Source organism: Pseudomonas sp. Tn43 (assembly GCF_014192635.1).
In the GTDB taxonomy this organism is placed as follows: Bacteria; Pseudomonadota; Gammaproteobacteria; order Pseudomonadales; family Pseudomonadaceae; genus Aquipseudomonas.
Genome location: NZ_JACHYG010000001.1, coordinates 889,436 through 905,011, shown reverse-complemented (window position 1 = coordinate 905,011; position 15,576 = coordinate 889,436). Strand labels below are relative to the sequence as shown.

At 61.1% G+C, this 15,576-nt stretch carries 14 protein-coding genes and 1 pseudogene; 7 read left to right on the top strand and 8 right to left on the bottom strand.

Annotated features, from left to right (window positions below; translation table 11 throughout):
• Positions 1-37 precede the first annotated feature (37 nt).
• Positions 38-1,012 (top strand): FecR family protein, encoded by a 975-nt coding sequence (locus tag FHW68_RS04095; protein WP_095632983.1) that lies wholly within the window; start codon positions 38-40, stop codon positions 1,010-1,012.
• 97 nt (positions 1,013-1,109) lie between these two features.
• Positions 1,110-3,533: a TonB-dependent receptor gene (locus tag FHW68_RS04090; RefSeq protein ID WP_183678926.1), complete on the top strand. Its 2,424-nt coding sequence runs from the start codon at positions 1,110-1,112 to the stop codon at positions 3,531-3,533.
• Between the two features lie 93 nt (positions 3,534-3,626).
• On the opposite strand, the gene FHW68_RS04085 is transcribed toward FHW68_RS04090, so the two are convergent.
• Positions 3,627-4,778 (bottom strand): MFS transporter, encoded by a 1,152-nt coding sequence (locus FHW68_RS04085; protein ID WP_183678923.1) that lies wholly within the window; start codon positions 4,776-4,778, stop codon positions 3,627-3,629.
• 168 nt (positions 4,779-4,946) lie between these two features.
• On the opposite strand from FHW68_RS04085, the gene FHW68_RS04080 reads away from it, so the two are divergent.
• Positions 4,947-5,939 (top strand): diaminopimelate epimerase, encoded by a 993-nt coding sequence (locus FHW68_RS04080; RefSeq protein WP_183678921.1) that lies wholly within the window; start codon positions 4,947-4,949, stop codon positions 5,937-5,939.
• Between the two features lie 103 nt (positions 5,940-6,042).
• Here the strand turns inward: FHW68_RS04080 and codA are convergent, their stop codons facing one another.
• The 5 genes from codA to FHW68_RS04055 form a co-directional block, all read right to left on the bottom strand.
• Complete coding sequence (codA, locus tag FHW68_RS04075) at positions 6,043-7,290, bottom strand: cytosine deaminase (protein WP_183678919.1); 1,248 nt, start codon at positions 7,288-7,290, stop codon at positions 6,043-6,045.
• A 13-nt stretch (positions 7,291-7,303) separates the two neighbouring features.
• Positions 7,304-8,575 (bottom strand): cytosine permease, encoded by a 1,272-nt coding sequence (gene codB, locus FHW68_RS04070; RefSeq protein ID WP_183678917.1) that lies wholly within the window; start codon positions 8,573-8,575, stop codon positions 7,304-7,306.
• 261 nt (positions 8,576-8,836) lie between these two features.
• A complete protein-coding gene (locus FHW68_RS04065; protein WP_183678915.1) occupies positions 8,837-9,664 on the bottom strand; it encodes an alpha/beta fold hydrolase in 828 nt (275 codons plus the stop codon).
• A 262-nt stretch (positions 9,665-9,926) separates the two neighbouring features.
• Complete coding sequence (gene queD / locus FHW68_RS04060) at positions 9,927-10,283, bottom strand: 6-carboxytetrahydropterin synthase QueD (RefSeq protein ID WP_003173033.1); 357 nt, start codon at positions 10,281-10,283, stop codon at positions 9,927-9,929.
• Positions 10,284-10,358: 75 nt separating this feature from the next.
• Positions 10,359-11,438: a patatin-like phospholipase family protein gene (locus FHW68_RS04055; RefSeq protein WP_183678913.1), complete on the bottom strand. Its 1,080-nt coding sequence runs from the start codon at positions 11,436-11,438 to the stop codon at positions 10,359-10,361.
• A gap of 248 nt (positions 11,439-11,686) precedes the next feature.
• On the opposite strand from FHW68_RS04055, the gene FHW68_RS04050 reads away from it, so the two are divergent.
• The 4 genes from FHW68_RS04050 to FHW68_RS04035 are packed head-to-tail and all read left to right on the top strand — an operon-like array spanning position 11,687 to position 14,297.
• The gene (locus tag FHW68_RS04050) at positions 11,687-11,995 is read left to right on the top strand and encodes a PepSY domain-containing protein (protein ID WP_095632992.1); all 309 of its coding nucleotides are present in this window, start codon (positions 11,687-11,689) and stop codon (positions 11,993-11,995) included.
• A complete protein-coding gene (locus FHW68_RS04045) occupies positions 11,995-12,315 on the top strand; it encodes a PepSY domain-containing protein (protein ID WP_183678911.1) in 321 nt (106 codons plus the stop codon). Before FHW68_RS04050 ends, FHW68_RS04045 begins: the two co-directional genes overlap by 1 nt.
• 3 nt (positions 12,316-12,318) lie before the next feature.
• A complete protein-coding gene (locus FHW68_RS04040) occupies positions 12,319-12,987 on the top strand; it encodes a response regulator transcription factor (protein WP_095632994.1) in 669 nt (222 codons plus the stop codon).
• Complete coding sequence (locus tag FHW68_RS04035; protein WP_183678909.1) at positions 12,984-14,297, top strand: ATP-binding protein; 1,314 nt, start codon at positions 12,984-12,986, stop codon at positions 14,295-14,297. The genes FHW68_RS04040 and FHW68_RS04035 overlap by 4 nt, the downstream gene beginning before the upstream one ends.
• A 54-nt stretch (positions 14,298-14,351) precedes the next feature.
• Here FHW68_RS04035 and FHW68_RS27480 read toward each other — a convergent pair whose 3' ends face one another.
• Positions 14,352-15,107 (bottom strand): methyl-accepting chemotaxis protein, encoded by a 756-nt coding sequence (locus FHW68_RS27480; RefSeq protein WP_409258739.1) that lies wholly within the window; start codon positions 15,105-15,107, stop codon positions 14,352-14,354.
• Positions 15,108-15,209: 102 nt separating this feature from the next.
• Positions 15,210-15,356 (bottom strand): annotated as a pseudogene (locus FHW68_RS27475) (HAMP domain-containing protein); the annotation flags it as partial.
• Between the last annotated feature and the right edge of the window lie 220 nt (positions 15,357-15,576).

The following is a 15,576-nucleotide window of genomic DNA, read 5'->3' as shown; positions in this document are numbered from 1 at the left end:
GCCGCGCCTTTTCATTCCCGGCCCAACAGGACTTTCCATGATGGATACTTGTGATTGTGCGTGCGGGCAAACAACGGTTCGCGATGAAGCGGCGCGCTGGTTTGTGCGTTTGCAGGACCCTGCCGTCAACGCCGAAGAGCAGCGGGGTTTCGAGGTCTGGCTGGACGAACACCCACAGCATCGCGACGAATATCAAATGCTTCAGCGTCTGTGGGCAGCGGCCGATCTGCTACCCGCCAAACGCTTGCACGCCTTGTGCGAAACTCCGCCGGCACGCCGCACACGTCATTCGCTGGTGGGTTATGCAGCGGCCGCCAGTGTGTTGGCGGTGGCGCTCGGCCTGGGCGTATTCAGTGGCTTGAACCATCCGGCGACCTACACGGCTGAATATTCCACGGCCTTTGGCGAACGTCGCCATGTGGCACTGCCGGACGGTTCGGTGATCGATTTGAACAGCCGCAGCCGGGTGCAGGTGCGCTATGAAAAGGATCGTCGCAGCATCGAATTGACGCAAGGCGAGGCGATGTTCAGCGTCGAGCACGACAGCGGCCGACCGTTCGTGGTCGAGGCGGGCAGCGGCAAGGTGACGGTCACCGGCACCCGTTTCGACGTGCGTCGCGACAGCAGCGAAACCCGGGTCGCGGTGGAGCAGGGCACGGTCAAGGTTCAAGGTAGCGGCACGGATTTCGTCAGCCTCACCGCCGGCCTTGGTACTCGCGTCAATGCCCAGGGCTTTGTCGCTGCCGCCTATGCGGTCAACCCTGCTGAACTGACCGCATGGCGCAGCGGCAAACTGGTGTTCAACAACGCCAGCCTGAGCGAAGTGGCCGAAGAAGTGTCGCGCTACCGGGAAAAACCGCTGACGGTCGGTAGCGCCAAAGTAGGCAATCTGCGCCTGACCAGCGTGTTCAAATCCGACAACACTGACGCACTGCTCAAGGCCTTGCCGAGCATTCTGCCGGTAGCCATTCGGACCCTCGATGACGGCAGTCAGGAAATAATTGCCCGTTAGATTCAGGTTTTTTTCGAGTTCTTCGTCTTCTTGTCCAACTGCAACTGGTTTGCATTAACAGCCGCACACTTTTGCGATCCACAGGACAACGTTCGACGTGAAGAAAACCACCGCTAAAAATAACAAAACATCCTGGCTGCCCCTCGCTCTCGCCTTGGCGGTCAGCTCTGCGCTGCCTCAGGCATTCGCTGCCGATGCCATTCATATTCAGGCGCAGCCGTTGGGCCAGGCCTTGAGTCAGCTGGGCCAGCAAACCTCGTTGCAGGTTTTTTTCAGCCCTGAACTGGTGGCTGGCAAACAGGCTCCGGCAGTCGACGGTAATCTTTCGCCGGAACAGGCTTTGCGCCAATTGCTGCAAGGCAGCGGTCTGGAATATCAGATCGATGAAGGCTCGGTGACCCTGATGCCAGCCCCGACTTCCGCCGCCAACGGCCCGCTGGAATTGGGCGTGACCGACATCAAAGTGGTTGGCGACTGGCTCGGCGATGCCAATGCCGCCGTGGTGCAAAACCATCCCGGCGCGCGCACGGTGATCCGCCGCGAAGCCATGGTCGAGCAGGGCGCGATGAACGTGGGTGAGGTGCTGCGTCGCGTACCCGGCGTGCAAGTGCAGGATGCCAACGGCACCGGCGGCAGCGATATTTCCCTGAACGTTGGCGTGCGTGGCCTGACCTCGCGCCTGTCGCCACGCTCTACCGTGCTGATCGACGGCGTACCGGCCGCCTTTGCGCCTTATGGGCAACCGCAGCTGTCCATGGCACCAATTTCCTCCGGCAACCTGGACAGCATCGACGTGGTGCGTGGCGCCGGTTCCGTGCGTTATGGGCCGCAGAACGTCGGTGGCGTGATCAACTTCGTCACCCGGGCGATTCCGGAGAAAGCCACCGGTGAAATCGGCACCACTTTGGAAACCACTCAGCGCGGTGGCTGGAAACACATCGACACCGCGTTTCTCGGTGGCACCGCCGATAACGGCATGGGCGTGGCACTGCTGTATTCCGGGGTGAACGGCGACGGTTATCGCAAAAGCAACAACAGCAATGACATCGACGACGTGATCCTCAAGACCCATTGGGCGCCCACCGATCAGGACGATTTCAGTCTCAATTTCCACTACTACGACGCCAGCGCCGACATGCCCGGCGGCCTGACGCAGAAGCAGTACAACGCCGATCCGTTCCAGTCCGTTCGCGATCATGACAACTTCAGCGGCCGGCGCAAGGACGTGTCCTTCAAGTGGATCCGGCAGATCGACGACCGCACCCAGGCCGAAGTGCTGACTTACTATTCCGACAGCTTCCGTGGCAGCACCATCGCCGCACGCGACCAGAAAACCCTCAGCTCTTATCCGCGCACTTACTACACCTTCGGCATCGAACCGCGGGTGTCCCATGTGTTTGACCTTGGGCCAACCACTCAGGAAGCCAGCGTCGGTTATCGCTACTTGAAAGAAGGCATGCATGAGGAGGCGAGCCGCCTGGCGCTGGTGAACAATCAGCCGGTGGTCACCAAAACGTCTGATGGCCATGTGTTCCAGGATCGCACCGGCGGCACCGAAGCTCACGCCATTTACATCGATAACAAGATCGACGTCGGCAACTGGACCGTGACTCCCGGCATCCGTTTCGAGAGCATCAGTACCGAATGGCACGACCGTCCGGTTCTCGATACCGCCGGCAAACCTGTTCAGGAAAAGCGCCGCAGCATCGACAGTAATGAACCGCTGCCGGCCCTGAGCGTGATGTATCACATGTCTGAAGCCTGGAAGCTGTTCGCCAACTACGAAACCTCGTTTGGCAGCCTGCAATATTTCCAGCTCGGTCAGGGTGGTTCGGGTGACAACACCGCCAACGGCCTGAACCCGGAAAAGGCCAAGACCTACGAGATCGGCACGCGCTACAACGATGACGTGTGGGGCGGGGAAGTGACGCTGTTCTACATCGACTTTGATAAGGAGTTGCAATACATCAGCAACGATGTGGGCTGGACCAACCTGGGCGCCACCACGCACCAGGGCCTTGAAGCCTCGGTGCACTACGACATGGCGGCGCTGGACCCACGGCTCGACGGCCTGACCGCCAATGCCGGTTTTACCTACACCCGCGCGGTTTACGAAGGTGAGATTCCAGGCTTCAAGGGCCGTGATCTACCGTTCTACTCGCGTCAGGTGGCCACCGCCGGGCTGCGTTACGACATCAACCGCTGGACCTACAACCTCGATGCCTTTGCCCAGTCCAAACAGCGCTCGCCGGGCACCGCGGTGAACGCTGATGGTAGTTTCAGCGGCAACTACATCACCGAAGGCAGCGCGGACGGCCAGTATGGCGACATTCCGGGTTACGTCACCTGGAACGTGCGTGGCGGTTATGACTTCGGCTCGCAACTGTCGAACCTGAAAGTCGGAGCGGGGGTGAAGAACATTTTCGACAAGCAGTACTTCACCCGCTCCAGCGACAACAACTCGGGGATGTACGTCGGCGCGCCACGCACATTCTTTGTGCAGGCCAGCGTTGGTTTTTAACAGCTGAAGATCAAAAGATCGCAGCCTGCGGCAGCTCCTACACGGGATATGCGTTTCCCTGTAGGAGCTGCCGCAGGCTGCGATCTTTTCGCTCTAAACCTTCAACACCTTCCCGCCAATCGCCACGGCCACCAGCAACACCGCCATCAACCCAAAGGCAAAACTCAAACTACTGCCATGGGCGATAAAGCCGATCACCGCAGGCCCGGCGAGAATACCGGCATAACCCAAGGTGGTGATGGCCGGCACGGCGATGCTTTCCGGCATGACGGTCTGTTTGCCGACGGCGGTGTACAGCACCGGCACAATGTTCGAGCAGCCAGCCCCCAGCAACGCATAACCCACCAGCGCCGCCTCCCAGGCCGGTGCGAACGTCGCCAACGCCAAGCCTGCCGCGGCCGTCAGCCCACCGAACACAATCACCCGCGTATATCCAAGACGCCGAACAATCCTGTCGCCGGTCAAGCGCCCAACGGTCATGGTCAGCGCAAACGCCGCATAACCCAGCCCCGCATACGCCGTGTCGATCCCGCGCTCCTGTGCCAGGAACACCGCGCTCCAGTCGAGCGCCGCGCCTTCGGCCAGGAACACGATGAAGCACATCCCGCCGATAAACAGCACGATGCCATGGGGCACGGCGAATGCCGGGCCAGAACTTTCACTGCCGTAAGGTAACAGGTGCGGCGCGGCTTTGAGCAAGGCCAGCACGAGTATCACGATCACCACCAACATCGCCCCCAGCGGCGAAAAACCCAAACCGAGCAGGGCGCTGACACCCGCCGCACCGACGATTCCGCCGAGGCTGAACAGCCCATGAAAACCCGACATCATGGTCTGGCCGCTGGCCCGCTCGACGATCACCGCTTGCAGGTTCACCGTCGAATCCACGGTGCCCAGGCCCGCGCCGAACATGAACAATGCTGCGATCAACGCCGGAATCGAAGACACCGTCGCCAACAGCGGCAGTGCCGCACAGATCAATAAAGTCCCGCCGCTCAACACCCGGCGGCAGCCGAAACGCGTCGCCAGAATACCGGCCATGGGCATCGCCAGAATCGAGCCCACCCCCAGACACAGCAGCAACAGCCCGAGGGTTCCTTCATCCAGGCCGGCCCGCGCCTTGGCGTAAGGCACCAACGGCGCCCAGGCCGCGATGCCGATGCCTGCGATGAAAAAGGCGATGCGGGTGGACATCTGTTCCAGACGCCCGGGGACGAATGCGGCTTGGGTGTTGAGGCTGGTCATATCGATCCTTGGCAAAAAACGTCGCGTCCCCAAAGGGACACTGAACAACCGCAACGGGTTCGATCACCTCGTTGGGGCGGGCTGCTGTCAGACAGCGTGACATCCTTGCACAGCCGGCCACTGTTTCGCGATATCGTCAACGCATCAGTTATTCATAGAGGGAACGCCATGACACGGATGTACGACGCTCGAGGGAATATCTATGCGGTCGTGACGCCGAACGACGTGCGCAGTAGCGGAATCGAATTGCCTGCGCTGGCCAGCCTTGCCGCGCAAACCCGTGAGGCTTGGGCAATGTCGGCCATCGAGGCGTTCTGCGGTTGGGCTCCAGGTACACAGCCGCCCGGCAGCAAGGCACATTGCTGCGATGGGCTGCTGGTGGGGCCGTTTCAATCGTCGCCGCCGTTTGATCTGTTGATCGTCAACACTGACGGCACACTGGCCGAGCGTAGCGGCAATGGCCTGACGATTTTTTCCCAGGCCCTTGCTGAACAAGGGTTGATGCCCACGCAACAGACTTGTCTGCTTCAGGTTCATCACGACAAGAGCGACACGGTTTCGCCGGTGCAGACTTTGGTGAAGCCCGCTGAAATCGATGGCGTGCAAGGGTTCTGGCTGGACCTGGGGCAGCCATCGTTCGGGCCTGAAGCGGTGGCTGCGCAAGGGGTTGAACCGGCGACGTTGATGGGTTGTGAAGTCAGTCATGTGCGGCCCTTGTCGACGCTCGATCCCGCCTGGAACCGCAGCCAGTTCGTGCGCATCGGTAATCCCCATTGCGTAACGTTGGTGACCGGTGCCGAGGCGTTGCCGAGTAACGCGCAGATGCGCGAACCGGGATTGGCCAACGGCTTGACCCGCATCGCATACGCCATGCCGACCGGGGCCGGGCAGCCATGTCCGGCAGGGGTCAACCTGCAATGGGCGATGCTTGAAGCCGAGGGCCGAATCATTGCGCGGGTGTTCGAACGCGGCGAAGGGCCGACTGCCTCGTCCGGCACCAGCGCCAGTGCAGTGGCGTGTGCGGCGTGGCGCGTGGGTTGGGTGACGGCGGGGGCCGTGAAGGTGGTCATGCCTGGCGGCACGGCGCCGATTTTGCTGGAAGAGTTGGATGGTGAATTGAGTCGGGTCAAATTATTCGGGACGGCGCGGTTGATGCGGTGAATTTTAAACCGCTATCGCGGGCAAGCCCGCTCCCACAGGGATCACGCTGAACCTGTGGGAGCGGGCTTGCCCGCGATGGGGGCCATCACGTTCAACGAAGATCTCAGCTCAAACCACCACTAAACTCCACCACCGGCATCTGCCGCTTCATCAACACCTTGCCCTCGCGAACCGAATACAGCGGCAAACCCTGGCTGCGAATCACCTCATAATCGCTGTCCGCTGACAGAATCAGCAGATTCGCCGGTCGCCCTTGTTCCAGTCCATAGCGATCACCCAGGTTCATGGCCTTGGCACTGTTGTCGGTCACCAGGTCCAGCGCACTTTGCAGATTGCGATAACCGAGCATGTGGCAGATGTGCAACCCAGCCTCGAGCACCCGCAAAATGTTGCCATTACCCAGCGGATACCACGGGTCGACGATCGAATCCTGGCCGAAGCACACGTTCATCCCGGCTTCGAGCAACTCGTTCACTCGGGTCACGCCGCGGCGTTTCGGGAAGTTATCGAAGCGTCCCTGCAGGTGAATGCTTTCGGTGGGGCAAGAGACAAAGCTGATCCCCGAATGCCCGAGCAGCCGGAAGAGTTTGGCGCAGTAGGCGTTATCGTAAGAGCCCATGGCCGTGGTATGGCTGGCGGTGACGCGCGAGCCCATGTCGCGGCTGCGGGCCTCTTCGGCCAGTACCTCAAGGAAGCGTGAATGCGGGTCGTCGGTTTCGTCGCAATGCACGTCAACCAGACAACCGGTGCGCTCGGCCAGGTCCATGAGGAACTTCACCGAACTGACGCCCTGATCCCGGGTGTACTCGAAATGCGGAATGCCTCCGACCACATCGGCGCCCAGGCGGATCGCTTCTTCCATCAGCTCCCGACCGTTGCGGTACGACTCGATGCCTTCCTGGGGGAACGCGACGATTTGCAGGTCGATCAGATGATGGCTTTCCTCGCGCACTTCAAGCATCGCCTTGAGCGCTGTCAGCTCGGGGTCGGTGACATCGACGTGGGTACGCACATGCTGGATGCCGTGGGCGGCGAGGGTCTGGATAGTCTTCTTGGCGCGGGTTTTGGTGTCTTCCTGGGTGATGGTTGCCTTGCGCTCGCCCCAGCACTCGATGCCTTCGAACAGCGTGCCGCTCATGTTCCAGCGCGGTTCGCCGGCGGTCAGGGTGGCATCGAGGTGAATGTGCGGTTCGACAAAGGGCGGCACCACCAGATTACCGCCAGCGTCCAGGTCGTCAGGCCCCAGTGACGGGGCTTCGGTTTGCCGGGCAATGCTGTGAATCAGGCCCTTTTCCAGGTGCAACTCATGCAGGCCTTCTTGGTTGCGCAGGCGGGCATTGATGATATGCATCAGGCAATCCTTCTCAGAGATCTTGTAATGGTGCGTCGGCGGTACGGATACCCAGTACCCCGGTCAATAGCACATACGTTAGCGCGGCTACGGCAATCCCTACCAGCGGCGCGACCCACGGCGAGCTGAAGGCGGCGATTGTGCCGACCGCATAAGCGCTCAGCCCCGGCCAGTTGAACGCGGGCAACCGTGTGTCGGCCAGACGTGGGTAGCGGCCCCGATAGCGAAAGAAAAAGTCCGCCATGATCACCCCGCCAATTGGCGGAATCACTGTGCCCAGCAGAATCAGATAAGGCACCAGCATGTCGTACATGCCCAGCAGCGCCAGTAACGTACCGATCACCGCGCCGGTCAGGGTCACGGCTTTGCGCCGGCCGGTGCGCAGCAGGTTGCAGCCGGCGACGGCGAAGTTGTAGATGGTGTTGTCCTGAGTGCTCCAGATGTTGAGCAGCAACATTGCCATCGCGGCCATGGCGAAGCCTTGCAACAGCAGCACTTCGACCACATCCGGCTGCTGATAAACGATGGCGCCGTAGGCACCGATCAACACCATCAGACCGTTGCCGACGAAGAAACCGATCAGGCTCGCCAGCACCGCCACCCGCGCCGAACGGGAGAAGCGTGTCCAGTTGGTTGCTTGCGTCGCACCGCTGACGAACGTGCCGAACACCAGGGTAATGGCGGTCGACCAATCCAGCGTTCCCGTCGGCACCACCGCGAGCAAGCCCTCGAGACCGCCGACCTTCACCGTGGCGACCCACATCGACAGCATCAGCAGCAACATCATGGCCGGCACGGCGATGTACGACAGAATCTCCAACCCGCGATAGCCGATGTAGGCCGTGGCGCAGAAACCCAGGCCGAACACCACCATCAGCCCCAGAACCGTGCCCTCGCTCAGTTCGAAATATTTGCCCAGCACCACCGCCGCCGTTGCGGTGCCCCAGGCGTACCAGCCGATCTGGGTGAAGCCGAGGATCAAATCGCTGAGCTTGCTGCCCACTTCACCAAAGCAGAAACGTCCCATCAGCACCGAGTTCAGGCCGCTCTTGAAGGCGATGTAGCCCAGCCCCGCGGCATAAATTCCCAGCAGCAGATTGCCGACGATAATCACCGCCATCATCTCGCCGAAACTGAACGCCACACCGAGCTTGCCACCGGCAAACATGGTCGCGGTGAAGAAGGTAAAACCCAGTAGCACCATGGCGGTGGAGGCGAGTCCCTTGCGGGCATGCATCGGGACTTCGCTGAGGGGGTAATCGTTGCCCGAATCGTTTTGCGTCATGTGGCGTTCCTTGCTGGATGGAGGACGCGGGGGTGTTGCAGTGCTCGTGCCAAGCGTGGGGTGGCGTAGTTATTTATAGCCGAGCCAACGGAGTTGGCCCGCAGAGGGCTCGAAAGCGGTGCGGAGTTGAGTCAAATTGGAACATTTGCTGATCGTTCCCACGCTCTGCGTGGGAATGCAGCGCGGGACGCTCTGCGTCCCTTTCGAGGCGGACGCAGAGCGTCCATTGAGGCATTCCCACGCAGAGCGTGGGAACGATCATCATCCACCGGCCAACGGCAAAAACCGCAGCAGCGCCGCCACAATCGCTTCCGGCGCATCCTCCTGAACCAGATGCCCGGCATTGGCAATGGCATGAAACTGCGACCCCGCAATCATCTGATGCAACGCCCGGCCGCGTTCGATGGGAAGCCACTGATCGTTCTCTCCCCACAGAATCTGCACCGGGCACCGAACCGTCGGGTACAGCTCTTCCACCTCGCGGGTATAACGTTCATCCATCTGCGCGATCTGCCGATAGAACGCTGCTTGTCCAGACTCCCCAAGCCATGGCTTCATATGGGGCGCCAGCTCCTGATCGGGAATCTCGCGCTTGATCGCGCCACGAATGTAGGCCGGCACAATTGCCTGTTGAATGTAATCGGGCAGTCCACTGAATGCGGCTTCATGCTGACGCACATGCTGCACGAACGGCGAACCCCAGGGCGACAGCGCCACGGGATCGATCAGCGTCAGGCTGCGGTATTCCTTGCCATTGAGCAGATGCGCACGCAACGCGGTGGCGCCGCCGAAATCGTGGGCCACCACGTCTGGCCGTTCCAGGCCCCAGTGCTCCAGCAGTTGCGCCAATAGTTGGTTTTGCACGCCCAGCGACACATCGCCGTCCGGCTGTGCGGATTGTCCGTAACCCAGCAGATCGAAGTAGTGCACCCGATGCGTGGTGATGAAGTGCGGCGCAATCCGGTGCCACACATAAGAAGAGAAGGGCGTGCCATGCACGAACACCAGCGGCGGCCCGTCGCCACGCACGGCGTAGCGCACGAAGTGCCCGTTGAAGCGATAGGTCTGAGCCAGCGGCCAGTCAGCCATTGGGAGCGTCCTCTTGGCGTGTGCGAGCCAAGAAGCATAAGCATAAAAAAACAGCCATTGAAGGCTGTTTTTCTATTCACTGACGAAACGCAGTTGCCCTTGTGGGAGCCCTGTGGCGAGGGGGCTTGCCCCCGTTGGGTTGCGAAGCAGCCCCAAAATCTCTGATACACCAAAGATCTTGTGAGTGCTACGCACTCAAACGGGGGCAAGCCCCCTCGCCACAGAATCTCCCACAGGGGATTTTCGTTGTCTTTAGATCGGCTTACTCACCGCGATAGATGCAACCGCTGGTGCACGTCTCGTGGATACGAATCGCGCTGAGTTCCGGCAACAGGGGCTTCAATTCATTCCAGATCCACTTGGCCAGCACTTCGCTGGTCGGGTTTTCCAGGCCGGGAATGTCGTTCAGGTAGTTATGATCCAGGCGCTCGTAGAGCGGCTTGAAGATCGCCTTGATTTCCGAGAAGTCGCGGATCCAGCCCGTGTGCGGATCGAGGTCGCCGCTCAGGTGAATCGCCACTTTGAACGAGTGACCGTGCAGGCGACCGCATTTGTGGCCGTCTGGTACGTGGGGCAGGCGGTGGGCGGACTCGAAGGTAAACTCTTTGAAGATTTCCACAGTGATGTTCAGCTCTGTCAGGTGGCGATCGCCGCGGCGATATGGGCAGGCGGCGAGTTTAACAGTTTGTCCTGACTAAAGGGTCAGCAAGCGCTCGCCAAGGCGACCGTTGGCGGTCAGTTCGAGGAATTCGTCACCCAGCCTGCGGCTTTCATCCATCGTCGTGCGCCAGTATTTCTGTCGGCTCGGGGCATCGCCCATGAAGCGCTTGAAGTCGTTACGGTCCGGCAGTTTGCCGTAGGGCAGGCGCGACAGATAGTCCTTGGACGGCGCCAGCAACAGAACATCCTGCAAGCGCGCAGGGCAGGCGCGGCGCCACGGCAGGGTCTTGTCGAACCAACCGGGGATCACTCGATCAGTGAAATGCGGATACAGCACAATATCGTTGCCGCTGTAGGGCAGGTCGAGGTGATAGTCCAGCAGCCCCCCATCGCGAAACGTCCCGGCACCGGCACCCGGCAGGTCACGCACGCCTTGCATGACCATCGGGATGGAACCGGAGGCGAGCAGGGCCTGGCGCAGGTTGCCGGCATCCAGCGCAACGAAGCGCGACGGGAAGTCATCCAGCGCGTTGACCGGTGGCGCCAGGCGCGGGTCGTGGATGATCAGCCGCTCGAAATGCCGCGACAACCGCGCGCGCCCGCGCAGGTTGTCGGCGATCACCGACGACAGCCCCAGCCCAAGCCGACCGCGATGATCGTCCGCCAGCAGGCCATGACTTTTGACCACCATGATGTTCAGTCGATAGTGGACGTTGTCCAGAATCGAGGCATCGCGGCCGTCGAGCAAGTCATCGAGCATGCGTCGGGAGCTCTGGCTGATCTGCGCCATGGTCACGCCCTTGGCGAAATTCTGCTCGGTGTACAGATGACCGAGGCGGCGGATGCCTTCGGCGGCATCCGGCAGGCAGGCGCTGGCGAACCGCCAGGAACCCACTGAGGCACCGATCAGCGAACGTTCCCGTGGCGCCGCCGGCAGCCATTCACCGAACAGCGCCAGATCCAGCCCCTGAATGCCCAACGCCTTCGGGCCGCCGGCGGCACCCGGCAGCGTGCCCACATCGGCGGCGCTCAAGCCATTGGCGCGGATGCGCGCCAAGGCACGCGGGCCGGCCTTGAGCGTCAGGGAAGGGAACTTGATGTGGATCGCGGTCATACCGGTCTCGATGTCTGGCAGGCGGGGGATTATAAGCGCGTGTCAGACAGCGCAGCGCACAATCTGTAGGAGCCAGGCTTGCCGGCGAAGGCAATTTCGAGGACGCCTTCGCCGGCAAGCCTGGCTCCTACAGGGATTTGTGCAGGTCAGTAATGTCGAGTTGCCGTCGATGATGGCAATTCAGTTTCAGTTAAGTTCAAATCACTAAGGTAGCTCTCGTAGCAACACATAAAAATACGGAGACACCCATGAAAATCCTGACTGCCCTGTTTACCGCCTCCATCATCACCATGACCGCCAGCATCGCCCACGCGCGCGACCTCGGCCCCGACGAAGCCCTGAGACTGCGCGACGCTGGTACCATTGTGTCCTTCGAGAAACTCAACGTCACGGCATTGGCCAAACACCCCGGCGCCAAAATCACCGAAACCGAGCTCGAAGAAGAGTACGGCAAGTACATCTACCAGGTGGAACTGCGCGATCCGCAGGGCCTTGAGTGGGACCTGGAACTGGACGCTGTCAGCGGGCAGGTTCTCAAGGATCATCAGGATACGTAATGAAGGTGTTTTCTTTTAATCGGCGTGCCAGCGGTCGGATGGCGCTGGTGCTGCTGGCTTTTTGCTCGGTGGTCATGGCCCGCGACCTGGATCAGGACGAGGCCCTGCGCTTGCGCCAACAAGGTGTGATCCTGCCGCTGGAGCAGCTCTTGCAGCAGGCGCTGGATCTCTATCCCGGGGCCAAGCTGCTGGAAGCCGAGCTTGAGGAAAAGCACGACGTCTACATTTATGAGGTCGAGCTGCTGACCGGCGAAGGCGTGGTGCGCGAGCTGGACCTTGATGCCATCACCGGCCAATTACTGAAAGACAAGGAAGACTGACCGATGCGTTTGCTTCTGGTGGAAGACCATGTGCCGCTGGCCGACGAATTGATAGCCGGCCTCAACCGACAGGGGTACGCCGTGGACTGGCTGGCCGACGGTCGCGATGCGGTGTACCAGGGCAGCAGCGAGCCTTATGACCTGATCATTCTCGACCTCGGCCTGCCGGGTTTGCCGGGGCTCGACGTACTGGCGCAATGGCGGGCCGGCGGCTTGGCCACGCCAGTGCTGATCCTCACCGCGCGCGGTTCCTGGGCTGAGCGGATCGAAGGTCTGAAGACCGGCGCCGACGATTACCTGACCAAACCGTTCCACCCCGAAGAGCTGCACCTGCGAGTCCAGGCATTGTTACGCCGCTCCCACGGGCACGCCAATCAGCCCACGCTCAAGGCCGCCGGTTTGCATCTGGATGAAGCTCGCCAATGCGTGACCCGCGATGGCGCCGACATCCAGCTCACCGCTGCCGAGTTTCGCCTGCTGCGTTATTTCATGCTGCACCCCGAACAGATCCTTTCCAAAAGCCACCTTGCCGAACACCTCTACGACGGTGAAACCGAGCGCGATTCCAACGTGCTGGAAGTTCATGTCAACCACCTGCGACGCAAGCTCGGCCGCAGCGTGATCGAAACCCGTCGCGGTCAGGGTTACCTGTTTGGCGGGCAAGCCCAGTGAGGTCGATCCAGCGCCGCTTGAGCCTGGGCCTGATCAGCGTGATGGTGATCGTCGGCCTGGTGCTGGCGCAAACCAGCTTGTGGCTGTTCGAAATGGGATTGCAGCGCTACCTCGAAGCCGGGCTGCGCAACGACAGCGAAAACCTGCTGGTGGCGCTGGTGCGTGGGCCGCAGGGTTTGCAACTGGATGAACGGCACTTGTCGCCGGCCTATCAGCGACCGTTTTCCGGGCATTACTTCCGTATCGATTTTGCCGACAGCCATTGGCGTTCCCGCTCGTTATGGGATCAGGAGCTACCGCAACTTGACCACCCTGGCCTGCATAGCAACTTGCAACTGGGGCCGGAAGGGCAGCAATTGCTGGTGTTGCGTTCGGACTATCGCCGGTTGGGCCTGGCGATTTCCATCAGCGTCGCCCAGGACTACACCCCGGTACGCGAGAGCTTTTGTCGCATGCAACAGGTCGGCCTGGGGTTGGGGCTGGCGGGGCTGTTGTTTATTTTGCTATTGCAACGGATCACCGTGCGCCGCGCCTTGCGTCCCCTGGAAAAAGCCCGCGAGCAAATCGCCCAGTTACAGCAGGGGCAGCGCTCGCAACTCGACGAAGAAGTGCCGTTGGAGCTGGAACCGCTGGTGGCGCAGATCAACCATTTGCTGGCCCACACCGAAGACAGCCTCAAGCGTTCACGCAACGCCTTGGGCAATCTCGGCCATGCCTTGAAAACCCCGCTGGCGGTGTTATTGAGCCTGGCGTCCAGCGAAAAACTCGATGCTCACCCGCAACTGCGCAAAGTCATGCAGGCGCAACTGGAACAGGTTCAGCAACGGCTCAATCGCGAACTCAACCGCGCCCGCCTGTCCGGCGATGCACTGCCGGGGGCGTTGTTCGATTGCGATGCCGAACTGCCGGGCTTGCTGGCCACCTTGAACATGATTCACGGCGAACACCTCGACTTGAGCTACCGGGCCCCGGCCGGTTTGCAACTGCCATGGGACCGCGAAGATCTGCTGGAATTGCTCGGCAATCTGTTGGACAACGCCTGCAAATGGGCGGATGCCGAGGTTCGATTAAGCGTGGTTGAAACGGCTGAAGGGTTTGAGTTGAGCGTGGAGGATGATGGGCCGGGAATTCCCGAAGAGCAGCGCGCTCAGGTATTCAGCCGCGGTACCCGGCTGGATGAACAGACGGATGGGCATGGGCTGGGGCTGGGCATCGTGCGTGATATCGTCGATACGTGGGGCGGGGTGTTGAAGTTGCAGGAAAGCGAGTGGGGCGGGTTGAAAGTGATGATCGAGTTGCCCAAACGCTGATTTCCCTCCAGCCGATCGTTCCCGCGCGGAGCGCGGGAACGATCATGCGTTGAATCACACGCGAAACTGATCCATCAAGTTCTGCTGCTGATTCGCCAAGCTATTAAGCGACTGGCTCACCCGCGCCGATTCATTGGCCTGCCCTGACAGGGACTCGGTCACATCCCGAATGGTCGCCACGTTGTTATTGATTTCTTCAGCCACCGCACTCTGCTCTTCTGCCGCACTGGCAATCTGCAGGTTCATGTCACTGATCACCGTTACCGCCTCACCAATCTGCCGCAATGCCGTCACCGCCTGACTAACCTGCTCGACACTGCCCTGAGCCTGGCGATGGCTGTTGTTCATCGAACTCACCACCTCCTGCGTACCGCTCTGCAGCTGCTCGATCACCAGACGGGTTTCCTCCACGGACTCTTGAGTACGCCGCGCCAGGTTGCGCACTTCATCGGCCACCACGGCGAAACCGCGTCCGGCTTCACCGGCACGGGCGGCTTCGATGGCGGCGTTCAGTGCCAAGAGATTGGTCTGTTCGGCGATAGCGCGAATCACTTCCAGCACCGAACCGATTTTTTCGCTGTTCGCTGCCAGGCCTTCGACCTGGACCATGGCCGCGCTCATGTCGATGGCGAGGTGGTCGATGCTGGCGGTGGTGCGGTCGATCACGGCCAAACCCTGACGGGTCGCCTGATCGGCATCGCGCGCCGCTTGTGCGGCCTGCGCGGCGCTACGGGCGACGTCCTGGGCGGTGGCGCTCATTTCGTGGGACGCGGTGGCGACCTGATCGACCTGACGGTATTGCTGCTCCATGCCGGCGCTGGTCTGGGTAGCGATGGCGGATGATTGGTCCGCCGTGCTGCGGGCGTCCTGCACCGAGCGTTTCACTTGGGCAATGATCGGTTGCAGCTTGTCGAGGAAACGGTTGAACCAACCGGCCAACTGGCCCAGCTCATCCTGCTTGTCATAAGCCAGGCGCCGGGTCAGGTCGCCTTCGCCGCTGGCAATGTCTTCCAGCATGCGGGCCACGCCCAGGATCGGTCGGGTCACGCTACGCGCCATCAGCCACACCAACAGCAGACCGACGAGCGCCGCCAGCACACCCAGGCACAGTTCAATCAGCGTACCGGTGGTGTTGCTATCGTCGAGTTGTTTTTTCAGCGCTTCGGCGGGGCCGACCAGGACCTTCTCGGGCACGTCGAGCAACACGCCCCAGGATTTGCCACCGGGAATCGGTTGAAAGGGCGACAGCACTTTCAGTTGCCGATGGCTATGCAGGCTT